Source organism: Rhodoferax sp. UBA5149 (assembly GCF_002413825.1).
GTDB lineage: Bacteria > Pseudomonadota > Gammaproteobacteria > Burkholderiales > Burkholderiaceae_C > Rhodoferax.
This window is the reverse complement of the sequence record NZ_DHXT01000083.1, coordinates 7,113-19,758: the sequence shown is the minus strand read 5'-3', so window position 1 is coordinate 19,758 and position 12,646 is coordinate 7,113. Positions and strand designations below refer to the sequence as shown.

General features: G+C 59.0%; 10 protein-coding genes and 1 pseudogene. 9 read left to right on the top strand and 2 right to left on the bottom strand.

Going from position 1 to position 12,646, the window contains the following annotated elements:
• Positions 1 to 218, bottom strand: a pseudogene (locus B3V69_RS07005) (acyl-CoA dehydrogenase); the annotation flags it as partial.
• Between the two features lie 225 nt (positions 219 to 443).
• Between B3V69_RS07005 and B3V69_RS07000 the strand changes: the two are divergent.
• The 8 genes from B3V69_RS07000 to B3V69_RS06965 all read left to right on the top strand — a co-directional run bounded on the left by B3V69_RS07000 (position 444) and on the right by B3V69_RS06965 (position 10,031).
• Positions 444 to 617 carry a hypothetical protein gene (locus tag B3V69_RS07000; RefSeq protein WP_296445079.1) on the top strand — a complete coding sequence of 58 codons (174 nt, stop codon included), beginning with the start codon at positions 444 to 446 and terminating at the stop codon, positions 615 to 617.
• Between the two features lie 50 nt (positions 618 to 667).
• Positions 668 to 2,497 (top strand): PAS domain S-box protein, encoded by a 1,830-nt coding sequence (locus tag B3V69_RS06995; RefSeq protein ID WP_296445081.1) that lies wholly within the window; start codon positions 668 to 670, stop codon positions 2,495 to 2,497.
• Positions 2,494 to 3,126 carry a response regulator gene (locus B3V69_RS06990; RefSeq protein ID WP_296445077.1) on the top strand — a complete coding sequence of 211 codons (633 nt, stop codon included), beginning with the start codon at positions 2,494 to 2,496 and terminating at the stop codon, positions 3,124 to 3,126. Before B3V69_RS06995 ends, B3V69_RS06990 begins: the two co-directional genes overlap by 4 nt.
• A 124-nt stretch (positions 3,127 to 3,250) precedes the next feature.
• Positions 3,251 to 3,637 carry a response regulator gene (locus B3V69_RS06985; RefSeq protein ID WP_296445075.1) on the top strand — a complete coding sequence of 129 codons (387 nt, stop codon included), beginning with the start codon at positions 3,251 to 3,253 and terminating at the stop codon, positions 3,635 to 3,637.
• A gap of 128 nt (positions 3,638 to 3,765) precedes the next feature.
• Positions 3,766 to 5,313 carry a methyl-accepting chemotaxis protein gene (locus B3V69_RS06980; RefSeq protein WP_296445074.1) on the top strand — a complete coding sequence of 516 codons (1,548 nt, stop codon included), beginning with the start codon at positions 3,766 to 3,768 and terminating at the stop codon, positions 5,311 to 5,313.
• 5 nt (positions 5,314 to 5,318) lie between these two features.
• Positions 5,319 to 7,811 carry a putative bifunctional diguanylate cyclase/phosphodiesterase gene (locus B3V69_RS06975; protein ID WP_296445072.1) on the top strand — a complete coding sequence of 831 codons (2,493 nt, stop codon included), beginning with the start codon at positions 5,319 to 5,321 and terminating at the stop codon, positions 7,809 to 7,811.
• A gap of 160 nt (positions 7,812 to 7,971) precedes the next feature.
• The gene (locus B3V69_RS06970; protein ID WP_296445070.1) at positions 7,972 to 9,060 is read left to right on the top strand and encodes a sensor domain-containing diguanylate cyclase; all 1,089 of its coding nucleotides are present in this window, start codon (positions 7,972 to 7,974) and stop codon (positions 9,058 to 9,060) included.
• 53 nt (positions 9,061 to 9,113) lie between these two features.
• On the top strand, positions 9,114 to 10,031 hold the full coding sequence (locus B3V69_RS06965) for a LysR family transcriptional regulator (RefSeq protein WP_296445068.1): 918 nt from the start codon (positions 9,114 to 9,116) through the stop codon (positions 10,029 to 10,031).
• A 10-nt stretch (positions 10,032 to 10,041) separates the two neighbouring features.
• Here the strand turns inward: B3V69_RS06965 and B3V69_RS06960 are convergent, their stop codons facing one another.
• Positions 10,042 to 11,154, bottom strand: a complete 1,113-nt coding sequence (locus B3V69_RS06960; RefSeq protein ID WP_296445066.1) for a carotenoid 1,2-hydratase — start codon at positions 11,152 to 11,154, stop codon at positions 10,042 to 10,044.
• A 107-nt stretch (positions 11,155 to 11,261) separates the two neighbouring features.
• On the opposite strand from B3V69_RS06960, the gene B3V69_RS06955 reads away from it, so the two are divergent.
• Positions 11,262 to 12,646, top strand: a 1,385-nt coding sequence (locus B3V69_RS06955) for a hypothetical protein (protein WP_296445064.1), incomplete at its 3' end; no start/stop codon positions are given.

The window sequence follows — 12,646 nt, the reverse complement described above, 5'->3', positions numbered from 1 at the left end:
TGCCCGGACTCGGGCAGAAACAGGTTCCACAAGCCTTCAGCTTTTGCTTTGGCCTTGAGTTCTTCAAGAACGGGGTAGGTTCGGTAGGCATTGCCGTCTTTGGCATTGGCAGCAATTTCCTTCTCGCGGCGTTCGTAATTCGGGAAGACGTTTTCTTCCAGGAAGTTTTTGACGCGTCCATGCAGTTCCTGCACTTTGGGTGAAAAATCGAGTTGCATGGTTTTTCCTTGCTGTCGCGCTCCATTGTGAAGAGAGTCACCCTCTGATCACTGACGGAAGCACATGGGTAGATGAGAGTAAGAGGTTAACGGGGCAACGGCAGTCTGACAAATGCTTTGTTTTCAATAGAACTATTCATTTCATGCATGGTTCAACAGGCCTGTCTTGCCTCACATTAGCAGACGAGCTACCTTTGCTACCATTGCCTATTACCTATTGCGCGCATGAAATTGCAGTCAAATGGACAGACAGGCCAGCAGGCTATTTATCTTTGTAATCCGACCCCCATTCTCACAATGCCTCAAATTTGCCCCAGCATCCGCATCAAGTCGGCTTGGTTCTTCGGCCTGCTTCTGGCGAATTTCACCCTCATCGCGGCCCTCTGTGCCCTTGTTTAGAAAATGCGGCTTGCGGGAAGGTATGCGGTTTCACCAAGGAAAACGGCGTGATGTCGAATGACCGGGCGCCGGATAAGGTCGAAATCCTCGCCAGCATTCTAGGGGGTGGCCGAGTGCCAGTGGCACCTTGGACATCCTACTTCTTGGCGCTGGCCTTCTTCGGCATCGCTCTGGCGGCCCGATTTGCCTTGCTGCCCGTGGAAATGGGGCTTGCCTTTCTCACCTTCTATCCGGCAGTGGCACTTTCTGCCCTGCTTTTAGGTACCGGCCCATGCTTGCTCACTGTGGCGCTGGGCGCGGTTGCCGGGCCTTACATTTTCATCTCGCCATTTTGGGTTTTCAAGCTGTCACATGACTCGTTGCTGTCGGCCGTGATCTTCAGTTCTTCTGGGGTTATTGTCTGCTTCCTGACCCACAAGATGCGGCACCACGTCGAACAGTTTCGCGAGAGCGAAGCTCGCTTTCGTACGCTGTTCGAAGGTGTCCCCGTGGGGCAAATGCTCGTCGAGCCGGGCAGCCTGCGCGTTCTGCAATGCAACCGGGAAGCGAGCGATGTCATCGGCTATAGCCGCGAGGAGTTGTGTCGCTTGCGCGTCTGGGATTTCAATATCGGCCTCAACAGCGAGACGGCCCAATCGATACAGCAGCGTCTCTTCGCCAATGAACGGGTTCAGTTCGAATCGCAATATCGTCAAAAAAACGGTGAGTTGCGCCGCGTGTTCGTTACGATCGTGATGCTGAGGACTTCAAAAGGGAATCGGTTTCATTCCACCCTTCTGGACATCACCGATCGCAAGCGGGCCGAAGCCGACCTTCGCATCGCCGCGACCGCCTTCGAATTGCAAGAAAGCATGATGATCACCGATGCAAAAAGTGTGATTTTGCAGGTCAACAAGGCTTTCACCAGGAACACCGGCTATACCGCCGACGAGGCTGTGGGCCAAACACCGAGGTTGCTCAAATCAGGCCGCCACGACGCAGATTTTTACCGCGAGATGTGGAAAACCATCCATCGCACGGGCACATGGCAGGGAGAAATCTGGGACCGGCGCAAGAACGGCCAAGTTTATCCACAATGGCTCACGATTTCGGCGGTGGTGGGTGGCGATGGTGCCGTTGTCAATTACATCGGGACGCACTACGACATTACGGAAATCAAGAATGCAGAGAGTGCGATGCTCAACCTGAACCGCGACCTTAGCGAATCACGTCAGCGCTTGCGCGAACTGGCGGCGCAAAACGAAGCGAAGCGTGAAGGCGAGAGAAAGCACATCGCACAGGAAGTGCATGACGAACTAGGCCAGGTTCTGACGGCGTTGCGCATGGATATATCGCTGTTGGGCATGCGTTTCGGTTCGCTTGACCCGGCCGTGATCGACAAAGTGCAGGACATGAAGGGGCTGGTGGACCGTGCCATTCTGGGGGTGCGCAATGTTGCCGTGAATCTGCGGCCGACAGCGCTGGACATGGGGCTGGTTCCTGCCATCGAGTGGTTGTGCAAAGAATTCACCAGGCAAACCGCCATTGCGTGCGTGTTTGAGGCGGGGGGCGAAAACATCGATCTGGATGAAACACGGGCTGTGGTGATATTTCGCATCGTTCAGGAGTCGCTTACCAACGTCACGCGTTACGCCCAAGCAAGCCAGGTTGAGATTACCCTCGGTCTTCGTGGCCATGAGTTGGGGTTGGAGGTGCGGGACAATGGGCTCGGCTTTGATCTGGCCGCAGCCGCCAAGAGGAAGTCTTTTGGCTTGCTTGGCATGCGCGAACGGGCGCTTGCCTTGGGCGGCCATGTGGATATTATTAGCGTCCTTGGGCAGGGGACCGTGATTGGCCTGTCGATTCCGATCGACTTTGATACTGCAAAGGAAAACTCGTGATCCAACTGGTCATTGCCGATGATCATGCCATTGTTCGCGGCGGCTTGAAGCAGATTTTTGCACTGGTACCCGATTTTGAAGTGGTGGGTGAAGCCATTAATGGCAGCGAGGTGCTGGAATGCCTACGCCACGCCCCTTTTGATTTGTTGTTGCTGGACCTGAACATGCCCGGCATCAGCGGGGCGGATTTGATCACGCGTATCAGGGCACACCGGGCCGATTTGCCCGTTCTCGTCCTCAGCATGCACAACGAGCCTCAAGTGGCCGCGCGCATGCTCAAGGCCGGCGCGTCCGGCTACATCACCAAGGATTGTGAGCCGGATATTCTGCTGGCGGCCATCCGCAAGGTCTCTGCCAATGGCAAATACATAGATCCCGATCTGGCTGAAAAAATGGTGTTCGATGTGACATCGACGGCGCTGGCCCCCCTGCACAGCCGGCTGTCCGACCGGGAGCTGGAAGTGTTTCGTTTGCTGACTACTGGGAAATGCGTGAATGAAATCGCCAAACAACTTGCCATCAGCAACAAAACCGTCAGCACGCACAAGGTTCGGTTGATGGTAAAAATGAACCTAACGAGCATGGCCGACCTGATGCGCTACGCCATGCAACACGACATCATGGGCTGACGCCTCCCGGTTTCGCTGTGTGAGGGGTAGGGCGATCCCTACGCATCCCCATCCTTTTCTGATGAAAAAACCAGCATCGCCCGATAGTGCAGATCGCTAGGTTAGGGCAAGATCAGATCAACCCATGATCATGAAGCTGTTGATTGTTGATGATTCAGAACTGATCCGTACCTGTCTGCTGAGGTTGCTCAGAGATATCCAGGGCATCGAAGTCATCCACACCGCCGACACGCTGGCCCAGACGCTGGAAAGCGTGCGGCACCTGTTGCCAACGCTGCTCATTCTGGATCTCAATTTACCCGATGGCAATGCCATTCAGAGCATCCGCACCCTGAAGCAACTGGCGCCCGAGATGCAGATCGCCATGTTCACCAATGATGTGAACAATTCCAATCGTAAAAAGTCCCTGGAGGCCGGGGCGGACTGGTTTTTTGACAAATCCATCGAATTTGAAAAGCTGCTTGACGTGGTGCGGACACAGGCCGCATTGAATTTGGTGATCCACGTTTAAGAAAGGCAACACAGGAGAGAAACCCGTCAGCAATACCGGTCAGTTTTGGTGGCTGAGGCCCCCTGGATTTTTTCTGAAAACGTTCAATTTTTACGCCTTAGCAAAGCATCGACCCAAGGATTACCCCCATGAGAACCAACCTCCCCGTGACGCAACGCGAGTACCAGTTCCCCGGAACTGAGGCGCTGCTTTCCACCACCGATACGGCAAGCCATATTTCTTATGCGAACACCGCCTTCATTCGCACCAGTGGCTATTCCACCGAAGAGTTGATGGGGCAGCCGCACAACCTGGTGCGCCATCCGGACATGCCGGTCGAGGCCTTTGCGGATATGTGGCGCAGCCTCAAAGAAGGCCAGTCCTGGCGGGCACTGGTCAAGAACCGCCGCAAGGATGGCGACCACTACTGGGTGCGCGCCAACGCCGCACCGATGCGGCGCAACGGCCAGGTGACGGGTTATCTGTCGGTGCGCACCAAGCCGTCTCGCGTTGAAGTGGACGCGACCGAAGCTCTGTACCGTCGTTTCAAGGACGGCCGCGCGGCAGGGCTTGCGTTTCATCGCGGCCTGATCGTTCGTACCGGCGTCATGCGCTGGGCCAGTGCGCTGCAACTGTTGCCCACGGCGTGGCGGGTGCGCCTGCCGCTGCTGCTGGTGGGTGCTGCCACGGGCGTGGCCTTGGCTTTCTCAGGTCTTGGCGGTGCTGCATTGGCAACCATGGGGGTCGTTCTGGCGGGCAGCCTGCTGCTGGCGGACTGGTTCATCGAGACGCAGGTTACTTCTCAATTGACCGCTATTTTGGGCGTGGCGCAGCAAGTGGCAAGCGGTGAAGCGGGCGAAGACCTGAACCTCAACCGTTGTGATGACATCGGCCTGATTGCACGTGCCATCAATCAGTCCGGTCTGAATTTACAGTCTCTGGTGGCCGACGTGTATGAGCAGGTTTCTGGCGTGCAGGTGGTCAGCCAGCAGATTGCTGCTGCCAACAATGATTTGTCGGGCCGGACCGAACAGACTGCTTCGAGTCTGGAGCAGACGGCGGCTGCCATGGAGCAGCAGACCGCGACTGTGCGTCAGAACGCCGACTCGGCGCAACAGGCCAGCCAACTGGCCAATGCCGCGACGCAAGTGGCCACCCAAGGTGGTGAAGCGGTGGCCAATGTGGTGTCCACCATGGCGCTGATCTCGAATTCGAGTCGAAAAATTGCCGACATCATCAGTGTCATCGATGGGATTGCCTTCCAGACCAACATCTTGGCACTCAATGCAGCGGTGGAAGCGGCCCGGGCCGGCGAGCAGGGGCGCGGTTTTGCCGTGGTGGCCAGCGAGGTGCGTAGTCTGGCGGGGCGCTCGGCGGCGGCGGCCAAGGAAATCAAGGGCCTGATCGATGACTCCGTGGAAAAAGTCGAAAGTGGTTCCACACTGGTAGCGGACGCCGGCCAGACCATGACCGAAGTGGTCAGTCAGGTCAGAAGAGTTTATGATTTGATTACCGAGATTACCGCCGCCTCCAAGGAACAGGCCATTGGGATCGCACAGGTTGGTCAGGCAGTTGCCCAGCTCGACGAGATGACTCAGCAAAACGCTTCCATGGTGGAAGAAAGCAGTGCCGCGGCCAACAGCATGAGCGACCAGGCTCACCGTTTGATGGACGCGGTGAAGGTGTTCTCGGTTTAGCAAGAATGACCAACAACCACACGCACCGCTTTCAAATCACCGCTGGCTGGACCCTGCTGGCGCTGGCCGTGCCGTTGTTGTGGTGGGTTTCACACCCCGGCTGGCAGGTCGCGATTGAGCCAATGACGTTCCTGTTTTGGCACACCTTCATGGAAATATTCGCCGTGGTGGTGGCGATGCTGATATTTGTCACCGGCTACCGCGCTATTTTGTCGGCACGCAAAGGCGCCGTTGTACTGCTCGGGATCGCATTCTTGGGCGTGGGACTGCTCGATTTTCTGCACACCATGGGCTATGCAGGCATGCCGGATGCCATGACCGTCAACAGTCCCCATAAATCCATTTTCTTTTGGCTGGCCGCGCGCATGCTGGCAGCAAGCGCATTGCTGGTCTACGTATCCCTGCCGAGCGGGCCGGAGGTCACGGAGCTGAAGAAGCGTCTTGCCGTGGCTCTGATGTTGGCGGCGGTCGGCGTACTTGGGTTTGTCGGGCTGCTTTGGCCAGACCGCGTGCCTGCCTTGTTCGTCCCAGGGGAGGGCCTGACGCCCTTGAAGATCGGTCTTGAATGGACGATCATCACCATCGATCTGATGACCCTCGGGATGCTATGGCGTCGCCGCGAAAAATTGGTATATGAATGTGTCATGGCGCTTGCTTTTGCGGTGGCCTTGTCGGCGGTCTCGGAGTTGTTTGTCACCATGCTGGGTGTGATCGACAAAGACGCGGCCAATGTCCTCGGACATATTTACAAGGTGGCGGCCTATCTGTTTTTGTTCCATGCCACCTTCAACGAGGCCCTGCGCCGGCCCCTGGAACGCATGACGGCGCAACATCTGCGCGAGAAAGTAACGCTGAATGCGGCGCCCGATGGCGTTTTGTGGGTTGACAACACCGGGCGCATTTTGATGGCCAATCCCGCCATGGAAGTCCTCACCGGCTACCCAGAGAATGAGTTGGTAGGCCAAAACGTTGACCTATTTTTGCCCGAACACTTGCGCGCTCGCCACGCGCAGTCGATGCGGGGCTATTTCATGACGCCGCATCCCCGTGCCATGGGTTTGATGGATTTGAAACTACTGCGTCGCGATGGCCAGCTGCTGCCGGTGGACATCTCTTTGGGTCACTGGGAAGACGAGGGAGCGCGCCACGCCATTGCCTACGTCCGCGACCTGAGCGAGCGCAAGAAGTTTGAAGAGTCGCTGCGCTACCAAGCCACCCACGATGAACTCACCGGCCTGCCCAATCGCTGGCTGTTTCGCTTGCAACTTGGCCAGGCATTGGCGCGTGCCGGGCGCTCCGATCTGCGCGTGGCGGTGCTGCTTCTTGATCTGGACTATTTCAAAACCGTGAACGACAGTTTTGGACACGCCACGGGGGATGCCTTGCTGGTGCAAGTCGGCGCCCGTATTCGCGGCGTCTTGCGCGAAAACGACTTGCTGGCGCGCCTGGGCGGTGACGAGTTCGCCATTCTGCTCGCCGATCTGGCGGATGTGGATGAAGCGGTCAGTGTGGCCACCAAGCTCCTGGCATCGCTGCAGGCCTCCTACCGCCTGCAAGATGAGGATGTGTACTCAAGTGGCAGTCTGGGTCTGGTTTTCTACCCGGACGACGCCCAGGACAGTGACACCTTGCTGCGTTACGCCGACATGGCCATGTACCAGGCCAAGCAAGCCGGGCGCGGCACCTATGCCTGCTACTCCATGGAGATGGACCGCCGTGTGCACGAAGACATGCAACTGCATACCCGGTTGAAGGAAGCGCTAGCCCAAGGGATGTTGCAGTTGCATTATCAGCCGCAAGTGGGCGTGCAAAGTGGCGAGATCGTAGGGGCGGAGGCCTTGCTGCGCTGGCACGACGAGGTACTGGGCGATGTATCGCCGGCCCGCTTCATTCCGGTCGCCGAGGCCACGGGCCTGATTTTGCCCTTGTCGGACTGGGTGCTGGAAACCGCGTGCGAGCAAATTGCCGCCTGGGCTGAGGCCGGCACGCCCTTGCGGGTGGCGATCAATGTTTCGGCGCAACAATTTCGCCAGCGCGATCTGCCCGAGAAGGTGCGCGCAGCATTGGCGCGCAGTGGCGTGCAGGCCGAGTGGCTGGACATTGAAATCACCGAGTCGGTGGCCATGACGCAGCCCGAGCAGGCGCGCGAACAACTCCATGCCCTGGTGGCACTGGGATGTCGCGTGTCACTCGATGACTTTGGCACCGGCTATTCGTCACTAGCCTATCTCAAGGCCCTGCCGGTGAGCAAGCTCAAAATTGACAAGAGCTTCATGGACGGCATTCCCGACGATGCGGGTGACGCCACCATTTCCCGTGCCATCATTGCCTTGGCCCACAGCCTGGGCATGACACTGGTGGCCGAGGGTGTGGAAACCGAAGTGCAGCTGGATTTTTTGCGCCAATACGGCTGCGAGGTTTACCAAGGCTGGCTGTTTGCCAAAGCCATGAAGGCTGAAGAACTGACCGCTTTGATTCCGCGTACCGGTCGCCGCTGATGCCTGAGCTGATGTCAGCGTCGCCAGTGCCACCCGGACGCCGACGCGGCACGCCCGGCCATTGACGTTCTGATAGAGTAGGCGGTCAGAGGCAACTAAGATAATGGCAACTTCCAGACCGATGATGGGGACCACGAGACGCTCCCATTGGATCGTGCGGATGGATTACCGGGTGCGCACGGTCTCCTTCGGCGTGTCCTTTGTCTTCATCGGTGCCCATTTGTGGGGCAAGGACTACAGCCCGATCGTCTGGGGCCTGCTCATATTGCAGTTTCTCATCTACCCCCATCTGATGTATTGGCGCGCGCAGCGCGCCCCCGTGTCTCTGCAGGCCGAGCTGAACAACCTGGTCGTCGATTCCCTGTTGATCGGCCTATGGGTCGCCGCGCTGCAATTCCCTCTGTGGATTGGCTTCACTTTGTTCATCGGCAGCTCACTCAACAACACCATCAGCCGGGGCACCCCAGGCTTCCTGTGGGCCATGCTGGCTTTCTTCAGCGGCGCGCTGATGTCAGTCGCCCTCTTTGGCTGGCATGTGGCACCCGCCACCGGATGGCCAGTCACCTTGCTGTGCGTGATTGGCCTGTCGGCTTATCTGCTGCTCATTGGCGAACTTGCCTACGGCCGCAATCAAAAGCTGCGCGACGCGCGCACGCAATTGCGCCTGAACGAACAGGCGCTGCAGCAACAGCTCGACGAAAACCGTGCCCTGCAAGCGCAACTGAGCGAACAAGCCAACCGCGACCCGCTGACCGGCCTGTACAACCGCCGCTACCTCGACGTCACACTGGTGCGCGAACTGGCGCGTTGCGAGCGCGAGGGGCAACGCTTAAGCCTGATGATGATCGACATTGATCATTTCAAGCGGGTCAATGACAGCTATGGTCATCTGGCGGGCGACGAATTCCTGAAAAAGCTGGCCACGATGCTCAATGAACAGGCCCGTGTCGCTGACGTGACCTGCCGTTTTGGGGGCGAGGAATTTCTGCTGCTGCTGCCCAATGTGACGCAGGACGTGGCGCTGGTGCGGGCCGAGCAATGGCGCGTCGCCGCCGCCGCGATGATCGTCCCGTTCGAGGAGTTCCGCCTGCAGGCCACCTTGTCCATCGGCATCGCCATCTACCCTGACCATGGCACGTCGCCGGATGAACTGATCTGCTGCGCCGACCAGGCCCTGTACCGAGCCAAGACCGAAGGCCGCAACCGTGTCGTCTTGTTTGGAAGCGAAACGGCCGTCACCGGGGCCTGAAGAAACGGCGCGCAGTGCGCCAATTTTTGACTGACAGGCCCTGCACCGACCCCATGAAAAACATCAGTCGCATTGATTTGAATCTGTTCGTCGTCTTTGATGCCATCTATACAGAGGGCGGCATTACACGGGCCAGCGAAGCACTCCAGCTGACACAACCGGCGGTCAGCCATGCGCTGGGTCGACTGCGCGTTCTGGTGGGCGATCCGCTCTTTGTGCGTCAGGGTCACATCATGTCGCCCACGCCCGTCGCACGTGAGCTGATTGGTCCTGTGCGGCGGGCCATCGGCGAAATAGAAGGCTCATTGAGTCAGCTATCAGACTTTGATCCCTTGACATCCCAGCGGGAATTCAAAATCGGGATGCGTCCCATCGTTGAGTCGGCCGCCATTCCGGAGCTGATGCTTCGGATCGGTGATGCCGCACCGCAGGTAAAAATATCGTCCGAGCATCACAACCGCTCCGATTTCCAGACCAATTTGACAACGGGAACACTGGCGGCTGTCGTTGACGTCTTGCTGCCGCTCACGCACAACATTCGCAACCAGCGTCTGGCGGCCGGGAAGATGCTGGTTGTGGCCAGAAAAGACCATCCCATCGTCCAGGGCAGTATCAGCCTGGAATGTTATCTTGCGCAAGAGCATGTCCTGGCCAGTTCCAGAAAAATCGGACCGGGTATGGAGGATATGGAACTATCCCGGTTGGGTTTTCAGCGCCGGATCAAGCTGCGCTGTCAGCACTACTGGACCGCCTGCAAGGTGGTCAGCAGCTCCAACCTGTTGCTGACGATGCCGGAGCGCTATGCCCGTTCCACCAATGAGCCACTGGCCAATCAGTTGATCCCGTTCCCGATAGACATGGCCGCGCGCGATATTTTTCTATATTGGCATGCCAGTGCCGAGAACGACCAGGCCAATCGTTGGCTGCGTGAAAATATCATCGCGTCGTTTGAAACCCCGTCACGCCAGTGAACACCTGCCGCTACAGCCGCAGCGGGCTGGCGTAGCCGGTCATCTCCAGGTAGCCGCGCCCAACCCGTTTGCCATTGCTGTCAAACAGCTCGCTCAAGCCCTCCCAGTAAACCGCGCCGGTTGAGTTGCGGCTGTCGAGTTCCTGGTTGTCGATGACGGCTTTGACGGTATAAAAGTCCGCTGGCGTTCGTACCACCCATTCCACCGGGTAGCTGGCCCGCGTCAACGGGCTGGTCCAGCTGCGTACCGGCTGGAACAGCACCTCGCCGTGGCTGAACACATGCGGCGTTGCCCCCATGGTGGGATGGCGAAACGAGCCACCGTCCCACAGCGCATGGCCGGCCTGGTCCCGCAGGCGAAACGCGGTGAGGGCGCTGCCGTCAAACAAATTCATGCCGATCCAGTCCCAGCCCACGGTGTCGTGCTGCAGCAGCGCCTGACTCCATTCGTGGTCGAGCCAGGCGCTGCCTTGCACGGGCAGCTGCCGACCGGCCAAAGCCAGCGAGCCTTTGGCTTGCAGCTGTGGCAGGCTGTAGTAATAACTTGCCTGCTTTACGTCAGGCCCCTTGCGCGACAGGCCCCGATCCCCTTGCAGCAGCAGCGGCTGGGTTTCAGTCAACGCCAGTTCGAATCGAAATCCGCTGCCCGCGGCCACGGCCCGGTACTGTTTGTCGTCGCGCATCAGCGACCAGTCGCGCAGGGTGATGGCGGTGTCCAGTTCGCTGGTTTGGGCCACTTCAAAACCGGCCCGTGAGATGCGCTGGTCGTGCCATAGTTTTTTGTCTGTTACGTCGGTCACGGCGGCGTGCGCAAAGATCAGCTGCTTGGCGGCAAATGCCGACGTCATGCCTTGGGTGGCCTGCACGCGCGAGCGAAAAAACGTGAGTTGAAAGCCGAACTCGCGCTCGCCCAAAAGGGAACCCGATGGCAAGCCCGAGCGCAGATTCCCGGTGAGGTACCACCACTCAATCGCGAAGTCCGGGTGACTGCCCAAGTCGCGTGGAAACTGCAACACGCGCGCAGTCCGAGCCGGCACTTGCGCCCGTGCCCCCGCTGGCAAGGACCACAGCGGCGCGGCCAGTCCGGCGGCCAGCAGGTGTCGTCGTGAGAGCTTGGGTGGCATGGCGGGTGGCTCGGCGCGTTCAGCTCCGTCGTGCTTCGATGCGTGCCACGGCGCTATTGAGCCAGGAAGGTTTGGACGTGTTCATGCGGGGAGAGTAGCAGGATTGCGTGGCGGGAGTCCGTCCCTCTTTGGGTGATCCGCTACTATCCACGGTCTATGGTTCCTTGTCGCTTCTCGCCGTGATGCCATCCCGATCCACTCCGCTGGGCGGGACGCCTGCACGCGCCGGCGTCTTGTTTGCATTGGCTTTGGCGGTCATGGTGTTCGCGGTGCTCGTGACGGTGTTCGTTGCCCTGCAAGAGCCCAGCGTAGGTTGGCGTTTTGCGCCAGATCCACAGGGCCAGGGTGTGCTGGCCTTCAGTCCGACGCAGCCACTCAAAGTCTCGCAGCGAACCCAGGCGACGCACCGGGTCATTGCTATCCGATCAGCGTCGCGTGATACGGCTACCATGGCGCCGCAGCTCAATCTCGCCAGTCTGGTGGCGGTGGAGGCGCCCTCCATGTTGCCGCGCCAGGAGGAGTTGCAGCAATTCTTTGATTTGCAGCGTGCGCTGTGGGCGGTTTTGAGCGAGGCCTTGCGCGCGAACCAGCCGGTGGCGTTGCAGCTCGCCGATGGACGCTGGCTACAGATCGCGGTGCATGGGCGACAGTGGGACGAACTCGGCTGGCTGTTCTGGGTCCCCCTGCTGTGCGCCGTGGTGCCCTTTGTCGTAGGCGTGGGTGTCGGCATTTTTCGCTGGAACAGTGCGGGCGCACGTTTTCTTGGCCTGGCCAGCATCTCGTTGTTTGCCGGTCTGTGCGAAGTGTCATTGATGACCGGCCGGTTGTGGCTGGTGGCACCCTGGATGCTGGAATGGGGCCAGGTTTTCGTACGCTGCACCTCGCTGGGGGCGGCCTGGGCTTTTCTCATGATGATGGCGCATTACCCCACGCCGGTGCGGCATGCGCGCCGTTGGACTCAGCTGAGTGGCGCTTTCTTTCTGGTGTTGCTGGTGCTCAATGCCGCTCAATGGCCTGACAGCCAGACGCTGCGGTACAAGCTCCCCTTTTTGCTGGCCTTGTGCCTCGTCCTCGCGCTCAGCGTCTGGCAGGGAATCGCCAGCCGGGCCGACCCGGTGCAACGGGCTGCAGCGCGTTGGCTGGGCGCCTCCGTTTTTCTGAGTGTCAGCGTCGTGGCGGTGGCGTTCGCTGTCTCGGTTGTTTATGACGTGCAGATCATCAGCACGGCTTATCGTTGGCTTTCCTTGCCTTTGCTCTATGTCAGCATGATTCTGTCGGTCGGGCGCAGTTCATTGTTTGAGCTGGAACGCTGGTGGGTGCCTCTATGCCTCTGGTATCTGGGGGGTGTGGTGGTGGTGCTGACGGATCTGGTGTTGGTGGCCTGGCTCCATTTTGATCCGGGTGCGGCCATCAGCTTGTCTCTGTTGCTGATTGGCTGGGTTTATTTCCCCTCGCGTCAGTGGCTGTTGTCAAGATTGCGGCTTTGGAGCCG